We start from the raw sequence: 16489 nt of genomic DNA, 5'->3' as shown, positions 1-16489 counted from the left end.
GTCAGTGGATCAGCGCGCCCAGGGGAAAGGCGAACGGAATCCACTGCCTCACGACTTCGGGGCCCGCCACCAGGCAGACGAGGCCCGCGCCGGCCAGGAAGGGGCCGAAGGCGATCGGGATGTCCTTGTGCGCCAGCTTGCCGGCGATGCGCAAAGAGATGCCGATCACCGCGCCCACCAGCGAAGAGACGAGGATGATCGCGATGAGGTAGTCGGCGCCGAGCCATGCACCCAGCGCAGCCAGCAGCTTGAAGTCTCCATAGCCCATGCCTTCCTTGCCCGTGACCAGGCGAAAGGCATGGTACACAAGCCAGAGGCTCAGGTAGCCGAACACGGCGCCCCAGACGGCGGAACTCAGCGAAACACCGGTCCAGCCCATGGCTGCGCCGATCAGGCCTAGCCAGAGCAAGGGGTAGTTGAGCGAGTCGGGCAGGAACTGGGTGTCGAAGTCGATCAGGAACTGGCAGACCAGGAGGGCGCCGAACGCGGCCCACAGCGCCCCGGCAGGCGTGATGCCGAAACGCCAGGCGCACAAAGCGAAAAGGCCGCCTGTGATCAGCTCGACCAGCGGGTAGCGCGGGCTGATCGTGGTCTTGCAAGACGAGCAGCGCCCGCGCAGCACGGCGTAGCTCAGTACGGGGATGTTCTCGTACCAGCGGATCTTGTGGCCGCACGCACCACAGCGCGATGCGGGGCGCGTCAGGTCGAAGGGCGGCTGCTTCTCGAGGGCCTCGGCCGCCTTGTCAGCCGCCGCTTCCAGCCCGGCGGGCGCCGCGACCTTGGGTCCGAAGGCAAGCGACCACAACGAGGGCGCGTCCTTCGACGACATGAGGTTGGCGATGGCGTCGGCGAGCCATTCGCGATACATCATCACCGGCGTGCGGTAGATGACGACATTCATGAAGCTGCCGATCAATAGCCCCAGGACACCGGCGAAGACGGTGTCGAACTCCCGCGAAACGAGCATCAAACGACCTGGCCGAGCTTGAAGATGGGCAGGTACATCGACACCACGATGCCGCCGATGATGGTGCCGAGGAACACGATGATGATCGGCTCCATCAGGCTGGAGAGGCCGGCGACCATGTCGTCGACTTCGGATTCGTAGAAGTCGGCGGCCTTGCCCAGCATGTGGTCGATGGAGCCGGATTCCTCCCCGATGGCGGTCATCTGGATCACCATGGACGGGAACAGGTTGGCATTTGTCATGGCCGACGTGAGGCTGGTGCCGGTGGAGACCTCCTGCTGGATCTTCGCAGTGGCGTCGCCGTAGACGGTGTTGCCGGAAGCGCCGCCTACGGAGTCGAGGGCCTCGACCAGCGGGACGCCGGCGGCGAACATGGTGGCCAGCGTGCGGGTCCAGCGGGCGACGCAGGATTTTTCGATCAGTACGCCGAAGACCGGGATTCTCAGCAGGAGGCGGTCCATGAACCGCTGGAAGCGTTCGTTGCGCTTCCAGGCTTGCAGGAAGAAATAGACCCCGCCGCCGATGCCGCCGAAGATCAGCCACCAGTAGGAGACGAAGAACTCGCTCATCGCCATCACGAACAGCGTCGGAGCGGGCAGGTCGGCTCCGAACGACGTGAACACCTGCTTGAACGCCGGGATCACGAAGATCATGATGATCGCCACCACCACGAACGCCACGACGACCACGGAAGTGGGATACATCAGCGCCGACTTGATCTTCGACTTGATCGCCTCGGTCTTCTCCATGTAGGTGGCCAGCCGGTCCAGCAGTTCTTCCAGAATACCCGCTGCTTCGCCCGCTTCCACCAGGTTGCAGTAGAGGTTGTCGAAGTACTTCGGAAACTTGCGGAAGGCCGCCGAGAGCGAAGTGCCGGTTTCCACATCGCTGCGGATGTCGTTGAGCAGCTTGGCCACGCTCGCGTTGGCATTGCCGCGCCCCACGATGTCGAAGGACTGCATCAGCGGCACGCCGGCCTTCATCATGGTCGCCAACTGGCGCGTGAAGATCGCGATGTCCTTCGGCTTGATCGCCTTGCCCGAGCGCATGCGGCGCTTCTTGATCTTGGAGGCGAGCACGCCCTGGCGACGCAGTGCGGCCTGCACCTGGTTCTCGCCGGCGGCACGAAGTTCACCGCGTACCAGCTTGCCGTTGCGGTCCTTGCCTTCCCATTCGAAGACAAATTCCTTGTGTGTGGGCTGGGTGCGGGGGGATGCCACTGTAGCCATTCGATCTCCGGTGTTCGGTATGTTCGTTATTCGTTGGTGCAGGCCACCACTTCTTCCAGAGAAGTGAGGCCCTGCATGACCTTGCGCAGGCCGGACTGGCGCAGCGAGCGCACGCCTTCGGCTTCCGACTGCGCGGCGATGTCGAGTGCGCTGCCGTCGCGCAGGATGATTTCCTGGATGGCCTCCGAGATCGGCATCACCTGGTAGATGCCGACGCGGCCCTTGTAGCCGCTGCTGCAGGCAGAGCAGCCGACGGGGCGGTAGGGCTTCCAGGAGCCGTCCAGTTCTTCTTCCTTGAAGCCTGCTTCGAGCAGCGTTTCGCGCGGAATGTCGGCCGGGAGCTTGCAGACGGTGCACAGGCGGCGCGCGAGGCGCTGCGCCGTGATCAGGATCACGCTCGAGGCGATGTTGAACGGCGCGATGCCCATGTTGCGCATCCGCGTGAGCGTGGTCGGCGCGTCGTTGGTGTGCAGCGTGGAGAGCACGAGGTGGCCGGTCTGCGCGGCCTTGATCGAGATGTCGGCGGTTTCGAGGTCGCGGATTTCGCCGACCATGATGATGTCGGGATCCTGGCGCAGGAAGGCGCGCAGCGCGGCCGCGAAGGTCAGGCCCGCGCGTTCGTTGACGTTGACCTGATTGACGCCGGGCAGGTTGATTTCCGACGGATCTTCCGCCGTCGCGATGTTGACGCCCGGCTGGTTCAGCAGGTTCAGGCAGGTGTAGAGCGACACCGTCTTGCCGGAGCCCGTGGGACCGGTGACCAGCACCATGCCGTAGGGACGGCCGATGGCGTGCAGCAGCCGTGCCTTCTCGTCCGCGTCGTAGCCGAGGGCGTCGATGCCCAGGCGCGCGCTGCTCGGATCGAGAATACGGACGACGATCTTTTCGCCGAATAGCGTGGGCAGGGTGCTCACGCGAAAGTCGATCACGCGGTCGGGCCCGATCTTGAGCTTCATGCGGCCGTCCTGCGGCACGCGTTTCTCGGAGATGTCGAGCCGGGAAATGACCTTGATGCGCGAGGCCAGCTTGTCCTTGATGACGGTGGGCGGGCTCGCAACCTCGCGCAACTCGCCGTCGACGCGGAAGCGCACGCGGTAGTTGTGTTCGTACGGTTCGAAGTGGATGTCCGATGCCCGCATGCTGACGGCGTCCAGCAGCATCTTGTGCAGGAAGCGAACGACCGGCGCGTCCTCGACTTCGGCGATCGCCTGGTCGTTGCTGTCGCTCGGGGTTTCGGCCGAGACATCGTCGAACTCGAACTCGCTGCCGACGATGCTGTTGATGGTTTCCGCGGCGCTGACGGCGGCGGCCTCGATCATTCGCGACAGCTTGTCGTATTCGGCGATGACCCAGTCGACGCCCATCTGGGAGGCGAACTTGATCTTTTCCGCCGCTTGCTGGTCGGACGGATCGGCTGTTGCAACGATCAGACGGTTGTTGCGCTTGCTGAGGACGACGATGCGGTACGCATGGCACAGCTTCTGGTCGACCAGATCCTTCGGCAGGCGCTGAGGGTCGATGGCGTCCAGGTCGAGCAGCGGGGCGCCGAAGGCCGTGGACAGGGTGTGGGCGAGGTCGGCTGCCGAGACGGCGCCGGAGCCGGTCAGCTCCGCGATGAAGCTGGTACGGCTACTGAGGGACTTCTGGTAGATGTCCTCGGCTGCCTTGGCAGGAAGCTTGCCGGCCGAAACCAGGGCGCGCGCAAGCCCTGGGAGGGCAATCTGCGAGGGTTCTTTAACAGGAAGTTCGGCAGCGGCCATTCAGCGAGTGAAAAAGATGTGAAAAATTGCTTCACGATCATCGCTGAACACTCCTGTGCTGTAAATCGCTACACAGCAACAGGCATGGCCATTTGACTATTTATGCCAGCCAAAGGCTGGTCGGGGTGAGAGGATTCGAACCTCCGGCCTCTACGTCCCGAACGTAGCGCTCTACCAGGCTAAGCTACACCCCGATGGTTGCAAGAAAGAAGAAGTCGTCCTAGATGCCAACTCAAAGAGGTGTTCAGGCACGTCGCTCAAGCAACTGAGCCGCTAATTGTAGCAAACCTGAAGCGTGCAAATTGGACGGCAGATCTTTTAATGCGTGAATCGCACGTTGTGCCTCGGCGGCGGCGGCGGCACGCGAGGCATCCAGCGCTCCGGTTTCACGAACGATCTCGACGACCCTGCCCAGTTGGGTGGTATCGCCGGCCTCGATGGCGGCTCGCACCAGGTCGCTCTGGGCAGGGGTGCCTCGCTGCATCGCGAAGATGAGCGGCAGCGTGGTCTTGCCTTCGCGCAGGTCGTCGCCGACGTTCTTGCCTGTCTCGTTGATGTCGCCTGCGTAGTCCAGCACGTCGTCGATCACCTGGAAGGCGGTACCGAGCGCCTGGCCGTAGGTGGCGCAGGCCTCTTCGACTTCCGGTGTCGCATCCGCCAGCACGGCGGCGAGGCGCGTGCTGGCCTCGAAGAGCTTGGCGGTCTTCGATCGGATCACGCGCAGGTAGGCTGCTTCGTCCAATGAAGCGTCGTGCATGTTCATCAGCTGAAGCACTTCGCCCTCGGCGATCACGTTGGTAGCTTCGGCCAGGATCTGCATCACGCGCATGTTGTTGGCATCCAACATCATCTGGAATGCGCGCGAGTACAGGAAGTCGCCGACCAGCACGCTGGCCGGGTTGCCGAAGGATTCGTTGGCGGTCGCCCGGCCGCGCCGCAGGGTCGATTCGTCGACCACGTCGTCGTGCAGGAGCGTGGCCGTGTGGATGAATTCCACGACGGCCGCCAGGTTGAACCGCTGCTCGCCCGTATAGCCCAGTGCGCCCGACATGAGCAGCAGGAGCGCCGGCCGCAGGCGCTTGCCGCCGGCGGAAATGATGTATCTGGAAACCTGGCTGACCAGCGGCACGCCCGTATCGAGGCGGCGGGCGATCACACGGTCGACTTCGACCATGTCGCCGGCAATCAGGTCCAGCACGGTGGCGGTGGGGGAGGTGTCGGCGGCGGGAACTGGCAAGGCGAAGGCGCTGCTGAAGATAAGGGCAGCCCAGTCAGGAAACGGGCCGGAAGGCGCAAATTATAGGGAGCCGGCGTGGTTTACCGGGGTCGTTTGGCGCCAAGGGTGGTTAGCGGGCGCAAACCGCGCTATAATCTTGGGCTCTGCGGAATTCGCTGCGGAGACTCATTTCTAAGAGGTTTACATGTACGCGGTCATAAAAACCGGTGGCAAGCAATATCGCGTTGCTTCCGGCGAGAAAATCAAAGTAGAACAGATTGCTGCGGACGTAGGCCAGGAAATCGTGATCGACCAGGTTCTGGCTGTCGGCAACGGCGCTGAAATCAAGGTTGGCACGCCCCTGGTGTCCGGTGCAACGGTGACGGTCACGGTACTGTCGCACGGCAAGCACGACAAGGTTCGCATCTTCAAGATGCGCCGTCGCAAGCACTATCAGAAACGTCAAGGCCATCGCCAGCAGTTCACCGAACTGCAAATCGGCGCGATCGCTGCTTAATACGGCACAGGAGCAGATTCCATGGCACAGAAAAAAGGCGGCGGCTCTACGCGAAACGGGCGCGATTCCAAGCCCAAGATGCTCGGCGTGAAGGCTTTCGGCGGCGAGCTGATCAGCGCAGGCTCGATCATCGTGCGCCAGCGCGGCACCCAGTTCCACCCCGGCGTGAACGTCGGCGTGGGCAAGGACCACACGCTGTTCGCCCTGGTCGACGGCCACGTGTCGTTCGGTACCAAGGGTGCGCTGAACAAGCACACGGTCAACGTGACTCCCGCGGCTTAAGCCCCGAGTCCATTCGACCATTCAGAGGCCCCGCATTGCCGGGGCTTCTTCATTTGTAAACTACACCCCCCATGAAGTTCGTCGACGAAGCCTTCATCGACATCGCCGCGGGCGATGGCGGGAACGGCTGCGTGTCGTTCCGTCATGAGAAGTACAAGGAATTCGGCGGCCCCAACGGCGGCGACGGCGGCCGTGGCGGCCACGTCTACGCGGTGGCCGATTCCAACCTCAACACGCTGGTCGATTTCCGCTACTCCCGCCGCCATGAGGCCAAGCGGGGCGAGCACGGCATGGGCTCCGACATGTTCGGCGCCGCCGGCGACGACATCACGCTCAAGATGCCGGTCGGAACCATCATTTCCGACGCCGAGACCGGCGAAGTGCTGTTCGAGCTCCTGAAAGAGGGCGAGGTCATCACCATCGCCAAGGGTGGCGACGGCGGCTTCGGCAACATGCGTTTCAAGAGCGCGATCAACCGCGCTCCGCGCCAGAAGACCCCCGGCTGGCCCGGCGAGAAGCGCAGCCTCAAGCTCGAACTCAAGGTGCTGGCCGATGTGGGCCTGCTCGGCATGCCGAATGCCGGCAAGTCGACGCTGATCAGCGCCATCTCGAATGCCCGGCCGCGCATCGCGGACTACCCGTTCACCACGCTGCACCCGAACCTGGGTGTGGTGCGCGTCGGCCCCGAGCAGAGCTTCGTCGTGGCCGACCTCCCGGGCCTGATCGAAGGCGCCTCCGAAGGCGCCGGCCTCGGCCATCTCTTCCTGCGGCATCTGCAGCGCACCCGCCTGCTGCTGCACGTGGTCGACATGGCCCCCTTCGACGACAGCGTCGATCCGGTGGCGCAGGCCAAGGCCATCGTGGGCGAGCTGAAGAAATACGACGCCGATCTCTACGAGAAGCCGCGCTGGCTCGTGCTGAACAAGCTCGACATGGTGCCCGCCGACGAGCGTGCCGCGCGCATCAAGGACTTCGTGAAGCGCCTGCGCTTCAAGGGCCCGGTGTTCGAGATTTCCGCGCTCACGCGCGAAGGCTGCGAGCACCTGGTGCAGGCCATCTACCAGCAGGTCAAGGCGGAGCAGGTGGCCGAGCACCAGACGGTCGAGGTCGATCCGCGCTTCGTGCCTCTGCCTCCCGAAGGCTCCTGAGCGGCACCTGCCGCAGCAGCATCGACGGCCGGCCCGAGACGGGCCGAAGACAGCAACCCGAGCAGCATCCAAAGACCGTAACACCCCAAATGACCTCGCCGAACTCCGGATCCACTGCCTTGCGGGATGCCCGCCGTATCGTCGTGAAGGTGGGGTCCAGCCTCGTGACCAACGAGGGGCGCGGTCTCGACGAGGCCGCCATCGGCGAGTGGTGCCGGCAGTTGGCCGCGCTGGTGCGCGACGGGCGCGAGCTCGTGATGGTGTCGAGCGGCGCGATCGCCGAGGGCATGAAGCGTCTCGGCTGGCGTACCCGGCCGCATGAGATCAACGAGCTCCAGGCCGCTGCCGCCGTCGGCCAGATGGGCCTGGCCCAGATGTATGAAACCAAGCTGCGCGAGAACGAGATCGGCAGCGCCCAGGTGCTGCTGACCCATGCCGACCTGGCGGACCGAGAGCGCTATCTCAATGCCCGATCGACGCTGGTCACGCTGCTCAAGCTGGGCGTGGTGCCGGTCATCAACGAGAACGATACGGTCGTCAACGACGAGATCAAGTTCGGCGACAACGACACGCTCGGCGCCCTGGTGGCCAATCTGGTCGAGGCCGATGTGCTGGTCATCCTCACCGACCAGAAGGGGCTGTACACGGCCGACCCGCGCAAGGACCCGGACGCGAAGTTCGTGCACGAGGCTGCTGCCGGCGACCCGGCGCTCGAGGCGATGGCCGGCGGCGCGGGTTCGAGCATCGGCAAGGGCGGCATGATCACCAAGATCCTCGCAGCCAAGCGCGCCGCCGGCTCGGGCGCCTCCACGGTCATCGCCTGGGGCCGCGAAGCCGACGCGCTGCTGCGGCTGGCGAAGGGCGAGTCCATCGGCACGCTGCTGGTGGCGCAGACCGCCAAGCACCAGGCCCGCAAGCGCTGGATGGCCGACCATCTGCAACTGCGCGGGTCTGTCGTGGTCGACGCGGGCGCTGCCGCCAAGGTGCGGGCCGAGGGCAAGAGCCTGCTGCCGATCGGCATGACCAGTGTCTCGGGCGAGTTCTCGCGCGGCGACGTGATCGCGGTGCGCGACGCCGACGGCGTCGAACTGGCCCGCGGCCTTGCCAACTATTCGAGCGTGGAGGCGCGCCTGCTGTGCCGCAAGCCCTCGTCCGAATTCGAGCGCCTGCTGGGCTACGTGGCGGAGCCGGAAATGGTCCACCGCGACAACATGGTGCTGATGCCGGGCTGAGAGACCACGGGAAATAAAACGGGGCCCGCCGGGCCCCGTTTTTCATCCTTCAGCGCGGATCGCCTACTGGACTTCGCGCACCGGATTGCGGATGTTCTGGACCATGTCGCCCACCGATGGCCGCGGTGCGTTGCCGCGGCACAGGGCCTGCGTGGCCAGCTTGCGGGTGTAGCTGGAGTTCATGTCGCCGAGCTTCTTCCATTCGGGCTTCGCCACGTCCTGCCATGTGCCGTTGTTGTAGCGCGCGTAGCTCTTCATCTCGGCCGTCGAGCAGCGGATGCCCTCGTAGAAGGCGTTGGTCGCGCCGCCGCTGCGGTTCTGGGCCACCACCACGTAGCGGACGATGCCGTCGCCCGTGATCGCGATCGTCTGCGGATCGATGCCGAACTTCAGGCTCATGTAGGGCGGCATTTCGATCGGCAGCAGACGGCTTTCGCTGAAGGTCGGCGGTGGCGGGGTGGCCGTTTCCTCCCACTCCTTGTCCGTCTCGTACCGCTTGGGCGGCGGCGGCATGCCGGCCTGTGCCCAGTCGGGGTTGTCGGTGTCGTGCGGGCCCGATGCGCATCCGGCGAGGACGCTGAAGCAGGCCAGCAGGAGGACGCGCTCAGCGCTGCGTCGGAAGGTGCGGGGGGGCCTTGTTGTCTTGGACAGGAGGTTCATTGCTCGCAGAAGGAATGTCGGGATGCGGATCGAAACTGCCGCCGGGCGGCAGATCCAGTCCGGGCGGAGCCCCGGCGTCCGGCGAATGGCGCTCGAATTCTCGGGCGCGCACGTTGCTGCGCAGGAAGCGGTTGCGAAAGTCCTGCCTGGGCAGGTAGCGAGCGAGCTCGGTGAGCGCCATCTCGTAGACGCCGCGCTTGAACTCGACGACCACGTCGAGCGGCACCCAGTAGTCATGCCAGCGCCAGGCGTCGAATTCGGGATGGTCGGTTGCACGCAGGTTGAGATCCCAGTCGTGGCCGATGAGTTGCAGCAGATACCAGATTTGTTTCTGGCCCTTGTAGTGGCCCCGTGCGTCACGGCGGATGAACCGATCCGGCACCTCGTAGCGCAACCAGTCGCGGGTACGGGCCACGATGCGCACATGCTCCGGGTGGAGCCCCACTTCCTCGTGCAGTTCCCGGTACATGGCCTGCTCGGGACTTTCGCCGCGGTCGATGCCGCCTTGCGGAAACTGCCAGGAGTGCGTGCGTATGCGTTTGCCCCAGAAAACCTGGTTTCTCTGGTTGAGCAGGATGATGCCGACGTTGGGCCTGAAGCCGTCCCGGTCGAGCATAATCAAACCCCAATTTTTGAACTGAGTCGATTATGCATGCCGGGGTGCCCTCGGCAAGCTGCCGATGCCAGGCTCTCAGGGTCTCTCCGGGGGAGCAGTTCCCCACTTCCGAACCTCGAATCCAGCGAACCGTCACCGCAATCCGATGAAAGCTTCCCGTTTTTTCGTCTCCACCCTCAAGGAAGCGCCCGCTGACGCCGAAGTGGCGAGCCACCGTCTCATGATGCGGGCCGGCATGATCAAGAAGCTCGGCACGGGCATCTACACCTACATGCCCATGGGGCTGCGCGTGATCCGCAAGGTGGAAGCCATCGTCCGCGAGGAGATGAACCGCGCCGGCGCCGTCGAGATGACCATGCCCGTGGTGCAGCCCGCCGAGTTCTGGCAGGAGACCGGCCGCTTCGACAAGATGGGCCCCGAGCTGCTGCGCATCAAGGACCGCCATGACCGCGACTTCGTGATCCAGCCGACCAGCGAAGAAGTGGTGACCGACATCGCCCGCCAAGAGATCCGCAGCTACAAGCAGCTGCCGAAGAACTTCTACCAGATCCAGACCAAGTTCCGCGACGAGCGCCGTCCGCGCTTCGGCCTGATGCGCGGGCGCGAGTTCATCATGAAGGACGCCTACAGCTTCGACCGCGACCTCGACGCCGCCAAGGCGAGCTATCAGGTCATGGCCCAGGCCTACCGCAACATCTTCGACCGCTTCGGCCTGCGCTACCGCGCCGTGGCGGCCGACAGCGGCGCCATCGGCGGCGACCTGAGCGAGGAATTCCAGGTGATCGCCGCCACCGGCGAGGACGCCATCGTCTACTGCCCCGACAGCGACTACGCTGCCAACATGGAGAAGGCCGAAGCACTGGCCCCGGCCGGCCCGCGCCCCGCGCCCGCCAAGGCGGTCGAGAAGACCCCGACCCCCGGCAAGAGCACCTGCGCCGACGTGGCCGAACTGCTGGGCGTGCCGCTTTCCACTACCATCAAGTCGCTGGTGCTGGCCACCGACGTCCTCGACGAGGCCGGCGACATCAAGGGCTCGCAGGTCTGGCTGCTGCTGCTGCGCGGCGACCACGACATGAACGAGATCAAGGTCGGCAAGCTGCCGGGCCTGAACCAGGGCTTCCGCTTCGCGACCCTGGCCGAGATCGAGGACCACTTCGGCTGCAAGCCCGGCTACCTGGGCCCGCTGAACCTCAAGAAGCCCGTGAAGCTCGTGGCCGACCGCGAAGCCGCGGTGCTGGCCGACTGGATCACCGGCGCCAACGAAGTCGACTTCCACATGACCGGCGTCAACTGGGGCCGCGACCTGCCCGAGCCCGACCTGGTGGCCGACATCCGCAACGTCGTCGCGGGCGATCCGTCTCCCGACGGCAAGGGCGTGCTTGCCATCGAGCGCGGTATCGAGGTGGGCCACGTGTTCGTGCTGGGCACCAAGTACAGCAAGGACATGAACGCCACCTATCTCGACGAGGCCGGCAAGCCGCAGTTCCTCGAGATGGGCTGCTACGGCATCGGTATCACCCGCCTGCCGGCCGCCGCCATCGAACAGAACCACGACGAGCGCGGCATCATCTGGCCGGACGCCATCGCGCCCTTCACCGTGGTGGTCTGCCCGATCGGCATGGACCGCAGCGCCGAGGTCAAGACGGCTGCCGAGGCGCTCTACGAAGAGCTGCTCGCCAAGGGCGTCGACGTGCTGCTCGACGACCGGGGCGAGCGCCCCGGCGCGATGTTCGCCGACTGGGAGCTGATCGGCGTGCCGCACCGCGTGGTCATCTCCGACCGCGGTCTCAAGGAAGGCCAGCTCGAATACCAGGGCCGGCGCGACACGGCCGCCACCAAGGTGCCCACGGCGGGCATCGCCGACTTCATCGCCGGCAAGCTCGCCAAATGAGCCTGGAGGGCGGCCTCTCGCGACGCCAGTGCCTGGGCGGCGCCGTGACCGCTGGCGCCCTCACCGTGCTGTCGCTGCCGCGTGCCGCCATGGCCGGCGCGCAGATCGAGGAGCCGCTGATCGACTCGGTGCGCACCGCGCTGAGCTCCGCCATCCACAACAAGGCGCCGCCGGTGCCGCAGTTCGCGAATACCGAGGCCCGGCTGGCCTACCTGCGCTGGCTGGGCGAGATGAGCGAGCGGCTCAAGAAGAAGATCGCCGACGCCCCTTCGCGCATCGAGTTCCTGCAGACAGCCTGGTACGAGGCCAAGCGCTCGGGGCTGGAGGTGAGCCTGGTGCTGGGGCTGGTACAGGTCGAGAGCAACTTCCGCAAGTTCGCGGTGTCGAGCGCCGGCGCGCGCGGCTATATGCAGGTCATGCCGTTCTGGACGCGCGTGATCGGCGACAGCGACCCGGCCAAGCTCTTCCACATGCAGACCAACCTGCGCTTCGGCTGCGTCATCCTTCGCCACTACCTCGACCGCGAGAACGGCGACCTGTTCATGACGCTCGGTCGCTACAACGGCAGCCGCGGCAAGTCGCCGTATCCGAACGCCGTGTTCGCCAACCAGCGGCTCTGGGTGTTCAACGACAGGGAACGCGAAAAAGAAAAGGAAAAGGACAAGGACCGCTCGGCGGCCTGACGCCTTCCTTCTCCTGCCTGCTCAGTTCGCAGGCGCCTTCGCGGTGCCCGAGCCCTTGGTGACCATCACCTGGTCGATGCGGTAGCTGTCCACGTCCATCACCTCGAAGGTGTAGCCGCCCCAGCTCACGCTGTCGGTGCGCTTGGGCACGCGGCGCAGCATCACCATCAGGAAGCCGGCCAGCGTCTCGTATTCCTCCGAGTGCGGCAGCTCGTCGATGTGCAGCGCGCGCTGCACGTCCTGGATGGGCGTGACGCCGTCGATCAGCCAGGAGTTCTCGTCGCGCCGGACGATCTGCTCCTCGTCGGGCGCGGACACCAGGTCGCCCATCACCGTGCTCATCACGTCGTTCAGCGTGATCACGCCCACCACCAGGCTGTACTCGTTGACGATGATCGCGAAGTCTTCATGCGCCTGCCGGAACTGCTCGAGCACTTCGGTGAGCGAGAGCCGGTCCGGGACGACCAGCGCCTTGTGCAGCGGCAGGCCCTGGTCGAAGGCCAGCGGCTGGCCGCTGAGGACGCGCTGGAACATGTCCTTGGCGTCGACGTAGCCCAGCACGTGGTCGATGTCGCCGTCGCACACCGGGTAGGCCGAGAAGGGCTCGGCGATGATGCGCGCGCGCAGCACCGACTCCGGGTCGTCGTGCAGGAACCAGGCGATGTTGTCGCGCACCGTCATCACGCTGCTGACCAGGCGCGTGTCGAGCTCGAACACGTTGGCGATCACCTGCTGCTCGCGCACCGCGAGCACGCCGGCCTGCGCGCCGGCCTCGGTCATGGCCAGGATGTCGGCCGAGGTGATCTTGTCGTCGCGCGCCAGCGGCATGCCGAGCGCCTTGAACAGCAGGTCGGTGCAGCGCGTGAAGAACCACACCAGCGGCTTGAAGGTGGTGATCAGGAGCAGCATCGGGCCGACCATCCGTATCGCCAGCCGCTCGGGGTTGCTCATGCCCAGCCGCTTGGGGAACAGGTCGGCGAACACCAGGAACACTGCGATGATGATCACGAACGAGCACAGGAAGGCCGCGCTCGCCGAAGCCTCCGGGCTGAGCCACTTCTCGAAGACGAGCGCGAAGTACGGGCTGAGCGAGCCCTCGCCGACCACGCCGCCGAGGATCGCCACCGCATTGAGGCCGATCTGCACCACGGTGAAGTAATGGCCCGGCTGCTCCTGCACCCGCAGCACCTTCTCGGCCCGGGGATCGCCCTCGTCGGCCATCTGGCGCAGGCGCAGGCGGCGCGAGGCGGCCAGGGTGATTTCGGCGAGGGAGAAGAAGGCGCTCAGCGCGATCAGCAGCGCGATGATGAGCAGGCTTTGGGTGAGGGTCATGTTGGCACGTCGAAGACGGCCACCATGGTGCCATGACTCGGCACCCGGAAAGCGTTCAGACGCCGCCGCGGGGATGCGTGGGGTCGACCCACAGCACCGATTCGGGCTTCTCGACGGGCTCGATGTCGAGGTTCACGGCCACCGCCTCGCCGTCGCTGCGGCACAGCACGCATTCGAGCGTCTCGGTCGCGCTGGCGTTGATTTCCTGGTGCGGCACGTAGGGCGGCACGTAGATGAAGTCGCCCGGGCCGGCCTCGGCCGTGAATTCGAGCTTCTCGCCCCAGCGCATGCGGGCCCGGCCGCGCACGACGTAGATCACCGATTCGAGATGCCCGTGATGGTGGGCGCCGGTCTTGGCGTCGGCATGGATGGTCACCGTGCCGGCCCAGAGCTTCTGCGCGCCCACGCGGGCGAAGTTGATGGCCGCTGCCCGGTTCATGCCGGGCGTCTGGGCGGTGTTGGCGTCGAGCTGGTTGGCCGGGATCACGCGCACGCCGTCGTGCTTCCAGGCCGTGGTCTCGCCGTCATCGTGGGAGTGGTCGTGGTCCGCGTGATCGTGGCTCATGACCGCTCCCGGGTTCTCAGGCGGAGGCGCCGCCGTTCACCACCTGCTGCAGTTCGCCCGATTCGTACATCTCCATCATGATGTCCGAACCGCCGATGAACTCGCCCTTCACGTAGAGCTGCGGGATCGTGGGCCAGTTGCTGTATTCCTTGATGCCCTGGCGGATGCTGTCGTCGTCGAGCACGTTGACGGTCTTGAGCGTCTTGGTGTCGACGCCGACCGCCTTCAGGATCTGGATCGCGCGGCCCGAGAAGCCGCACATCGGGAAGCTTGCATTGCCCTTCATGAAGAGCACGAGGTCGTTGGTCTTGACGAGGTCGTCGATGCGTTGCTGGGCGTCGGACATGGGGACTCCTGAAAAAATAGGCTGAGGGGATTATTTCACCGTGCGCCAGATTCCGCCGGAGCAGCGCTGGATGCCGGCGAGGTCGTCGCGGCTTTGCACTTCGGCGAAGCCGCGCGCGGCGAGCAGCTCGCGCACGGCCGCGGCCTGGTCGTGGCCGTGCTCCAGCAGCAGCCAGCCGCCCTCGGCGAGGTGGGCGGGGGCGTCCTGCACGATGCGGCGGATGTCGTCGAGGCCGTCAGCGCCCGAAACAAGCGCTGAAGACGGCTCGTGGCGCAGGGCGGGCAGGTGCGGGTCGCCGGCGGCGATGTACGGCGGGTTGCTGGCGATGACCGCGTAGCCGGTGCCGGCACCGGCCAGCCAGTCCGCCTGGGCGAAGCGCACGGTCAGCCCGAGCCGCGCAGCGTTGGCCGCGGCGACGGCGAGCGCATCGGCGCTGGCATCGACCGCATCGACCTGCGCGTCGGGCCGGGCATGCTGCAGTGCAAGGGCGATCGCGCCGCTGCCGGTGCCCAGGTCGAGCACGCGTGGGGCTGCCCGGCCTTCGAGGCACCGCAGCGCCCATTCGACCAGCGTTTCCGTGTCGGGGCGCGGCACGAGCACGCGGGAGTCGACCTGCAGGCTGAGGCCATGAAATTCCTTTTCGCCCAGCAGGTAGGCGACAGGCTCTCCGGCACGGCGGCGCGACAGCTGCGCGGCGAGCGCGGACCATGCCGCGTCGGGCATCGCATCGGTATCGTGCGCCAGCAGCCAGGCCCGGTCGTGCGGCGCACGGCCCAGCGCATGCAGCAGCAGCAGCTGGGCGTCGAGCCGGTCCACGCCCAGGGCGATCGACGCGGCCAGCGCCTGCGCAACGGTGGCCGGCCGCGGGTTCTCGATCGTGGTCATGCCGGCAGGCCCGATTCCAGCTCCGCCAGCTGCTCGGCCTCGCGCGCGGCGCGCAGCGCGTCCAGCACGTCGCCGAGGTCGCCTTCCATGATGGCGAGCAGCTTGTAGAGCGTCAGGTTGATGCGGTGGTCGGTGAGCCGGCCCTGCGGGAAGTTGTAGGTGCGGATGCGGTCGGAGCGGTCGCCGCTGCCGATCAGCCCCTTGCGCATGGCGGCGTCCTTGGCGGCGCGCTCGCTGCGCTCCTTCTCCTGGATGCGCGCAGACAGCACTTGCAGCGCCTTGGCCTTGTTGCGGTGCTGGCTGCGATCGTCCTGGCACTCGGCGACGATGCCGGTCGGGATGTGCGTGATGCGCACGGCCGAGTCGGTCTTGTTGATGTGCTGGCCGCCGGCGCCGCTGGCGCGGTAGGTGTCGATGCGCAGGTCGGCCGGGTTGATCTGCACCGCCACCGTCTCGTCGGGCTCGGCCAGCACGGCGACCGTGCAGGCGCTGGTGTGGATGCGGCCCTGCGTCTCGGTGGCCGGCACGCGCTGCACGCGGTGGCCGCCCGATTCGAAGCGCAGGTGGCCGAACACGTCGTCGCCCACGATGCGCACCACCACTTCCTTGTAGCCGCCGAGCTCGCTCTCGCTCTCGCTGACGATCTCGCAGCGCCAGCCGGCGCGCTCGCAGTAGCGCGTGTACATGCGCAGCAGGTCGCCCGCGAACAGGGCCGATTCGTCGCCGCCCGTGCCCGCGCGGATTTCGAGGAAGGCGTTGCGCGCGTCGTCGGGGTCCTTGGGCAGCAGCAGGCGCTGCAGTTCTTCTTCGAGCTGCACCAGTTCGGCCTCGGCGCCGGCGATCTCTTCCTTCGCCATCTCGGCCATGTCGGGGTCGTCCAGCATCTCCTTGGCGGCGGCGATGTCGGACTCGCGCTGCCTGTAGCGCTCGTAGCGGCCCGCAATCTGCGTGACCTCGGCGTGCTCGCGCGAGATGGTGCGGTACTGCGCCATGTCGCTCATGATGTCTTCGCGCGAGAGCAGGAAGTCGAGCTCGCCCAGGCGCTGGGCGTAGCGTTCGAGTTGATGGCGCAGAAAGGATTTCACGGGGGAAAGAAGTTCAAAAAATGGGAGGGTGCTGCCGTGCGAGGGCAGGGCGCATGAAAGCCGCAGCCGTTCAGG

The 16489-nt window shown here is 66.0% G+C and carries 17 protein-coding genes and 1 tRNA gene; 6 read left to right on the top strand and 12 right to left on the bottom strand.

Annotation, left to right across the window (positions count from 1 at the left end; all coding sequences use genetic code 11):
• Position 1: 1 nt before the first annotated feature.
• The 5 genes from ACHMXA_RS27700 to ACHMXA_RS27680 form a co-directional block, all read right to left on the bottom strand.
• On the bottom strand, positions 2-967 hold the full coding sequence (locus ACHMXA_RS27700; RefSeq protein WP_395317134.1) for a prepilin peptidase: 966 nt from the start codon (positions 965-967) through the stop codon (positions 2-4).
• On the bottom strand, positions 967-2196 hold the full coding sequence (locus ACHMXA_RS27695) for a type II secretion system F family protein (RefSeq protein WP_395317133.1): 1230 nt from the start codon (positions 2194-2196) through the stop codon (positions 967-969). Before ACHMXA_RS27695 ends, ACHMXA_RS27700 begins: the two co-directional genes overlap by 1 nt.
• Positions 2197-2222: 26 nt before the next feature.
• Entirely contained in the window at positions 2223-3956 is a 1734-nt protein-coding gene (pilB, locus tag ACHMXA_RS27690; RefSeq protein ID WP_395317132.1) for a type IV-A pilus assembly ATPase PilB, read from the bottom strand.
• A gap of 117 nt (positions 3957-4073) precedes the next feature.
• Positions 4074-4150: transfer RNA gene (locus ACHMXA_RS27685), tRNA-Pro, on the bottom strand.
• Positions 4151-4200: 50 nt separating this feature from the next.
• A complete protein-coding gene (locus ACHMXA_RS27680) occupies positions 4201-5193 on the bottom strand; it encodes a polyprenyl synthetase family protein (RefSeq protein WP_395317131.1) in 993 nt (330 codons plus the stop codon).
• 184 nt (positions 5194-5377) lie between these two features.
• On the opposite strand from ACHMXA_RS27680, the gene rplU reads away from it, so the two are divergent.
• The 4 genes from rplU (at position 5378) to proB (ending at position 8351) form a co-directional block, all read left to right on the top strand.
• Positions 5378-5689 (top strand): 50S ribosomal protein L21, encoded by a 312-nt coding sequence (gene rplU, locus ACHMXA_RS27675; protein ID WP_019656543.1) that lies wholly within the window; start codon positions 5378-5380, stop codon positions 5687-5689.
• A 21-nt stretch (positions 5690-5710) separates the two neighbouring features.
• The gene (gene rpmA, locus ACHMXA_RS27670) at positions 5711-5971 is read left to right on the top strand and encodes a 50S ribosomal protein L27 (protein WP_093057448.1); all 261 of its coding nucleotides are present in this window, start codon (positions 5711-5713) and stop codon (positions 5969-5971) included.
• Positions 5972-6042: 71 nt separating this feature from the next.
• Positions 6043-7119, top strand: coding sequence for an Obg family GTPase CgtA (gene cgtA / locus ACHMXA_RS27665; protein WP_176663132.1), 1077 nt, complete (start codon positions 6043-6045; stop codon positions 7117-7119).
• A gap of 89 nt (positions 7120-7208) precedes the next feature.
• Positions 7209-8351, top strand: coding sequence for a glutamate 5-kinase (gene proB, locus ACHMXA_RS27660; RefSeq protein WP_395317130.1), 1143 nt, complete (start codon positions 7209-7211; stop codon positions 8349-8351).
• Between the two features lie 63 nt (positions 8352-8414).
• Here the strand turns inward: proB and ACHMXA_RS27655 are convergent, their stop codons facing one another.
• Both ACHMXA_RS27655 and ACHMXA_RS27650 read right to left on the bottom strand, forming a co-directional pair.
• Positions 8415-9011: a CNP1-like family protein gene (locus ACHMXA_RS27655; protein ID WP_395317129.1), complete on the bottom strand. Its 597-nt coding sequence runs from the start codon at positions 9009-9011 to the stop codon at positions 8415-8417.
• Complete coding sequence (locus ACHMXA_RS27650; RefSeq protein ID WP_176663600.1) at positions 8956-9627, bottom strand: RNA pyrophosphohydrolase; 672 nt, start codon at positions 9625-9627, stop codon at positions 8956-8958. The genes ACHMXA_RS27655 and ACHMXA_RS27650 overlap by 56 nt, the downstream gene beginning before the upstream one ends.
• 145 nt (positions 9628-9772) lie before the next feature.
• Here ACHMXA_RS27650 and ACHMXA_RS27645 point away from each other — a divergent pair, with 145 nt between their 5' ends.
• Together ACHMXA_RS27645 and ACHMXA_RS27640 are read left to right on the top strand one after the other, a co-directional pair.
• A complete protein-coding gene (locus ACHMXA_RS27645; protein WP_395317128.1) occupies positions 9773-11518 on the top strand; it encodes a proline--tRNA ligase in 1746 nt (581 codons plus the stop codon).
• Positions 11515-12201 carry a lytic transglycosylase domain-containing protein gene (locus ACHMXA_RS27640; protein ID WP_176663129.1) on the top strand — a complete coding sequence of 229 codons (687 nt, stop codon included), beginning with the start codon at positions 11515-11517 and terminating at the stop codon, positions 12199-12201. Before ACHMXA_RS27645 ends, ACHMXA_RS27640 begins: the two co-directional genes overlap by 4 nt.
• A gap of 21 nt (positions 12202-12222) precedes the next feature.
• Here the strand turns inward: ACHMXA_RS27640 and ACHMXA_RS27635 are convergent, their stop codons facing one another.
• Genes ACHMXA_RS27635 through prfA form a run of 5 tightly spaced genes read right to left on the bottom strand, consistent with a single transcriptional unit; the run spans position 12223 to position 16414 of the window.
• On the bottom strand, positions 12223-13533 hold the full coding sequence (locus ACHMXA_RS27635) for a hemolysin family protein (protein WP_176663128.1): 1311 nt from the start codon (positions 13531-13533) through the stop codon (positions 12223-12225).
• Positions 13534-13588: 55 nt separating this feature from the next.
• On the bottom strand, positions 13589-14098 hold the full coding sequence (locus ACHMXA_RS27630) for a cupin domain-containing protein (protein ID WP_395317127.1): 510 nt from the start codon (positions 14096-14098) through the stop codon (positions 13589-13591).
• A gap of 16 nt (positions 14099-14114) precedes the next feature.
• Positions 14115-14444, bottom strand: a complete 330-nt coding sequence (gene grxD / locus ACHMXA_RS27625; protein WP_176663126.1) for a Grx4 family monothiol glutaredoxin — start codon at positions 14442-14444, stop codon at positions 14115-14117.
• Between the two features lie 30 nt (positions 14445-14474).
• Positions 14475-15329 (bottom strand): peptide chain release factor N(5)-glutamine methyltransferase, encoded by an 855-nt coding sequence (gene prmC, locus ACHMXA_RS27620; protein ID WP_395317126.1) that lies wholly within the window; start codon positions 15327-15329, stop codon positions 14475-14477.
• Positions 15326-16414: a peptide chain release factor 1 gene (prfA, locus tag ACHMXA_RS27615; protein ID WP_176663124.1), complete on the bottom strand. Its 1089-nt coding sequence runs from the start codon at positions 16412-16414 to the stop codon at positions 15326-15328. The genes prmC and prfA overlap by 4 nt, the downstream gene beginning before the upstream one ends.
• Between the last annotated feature and the right edge of the window lie 75 nt (positions 16415-16489).

Origin of the sequence: Variovorax sp. UC74_104 (genome assembly GCF_044055375.1) — a bacterium.
In the GTDB taxonomy this organism is placed as follows: domain Bacteria; phylum Pseudomonadota; class Gammaproteobacteria; order Burkholderiales; family Burkholderiaceae_C; genus Variovorax.
The sequence above is the reverse complement of the archived record's forward strand: the minus strand, read 5'-3'. Positions and strand labels throughout refer to the sequence as shown.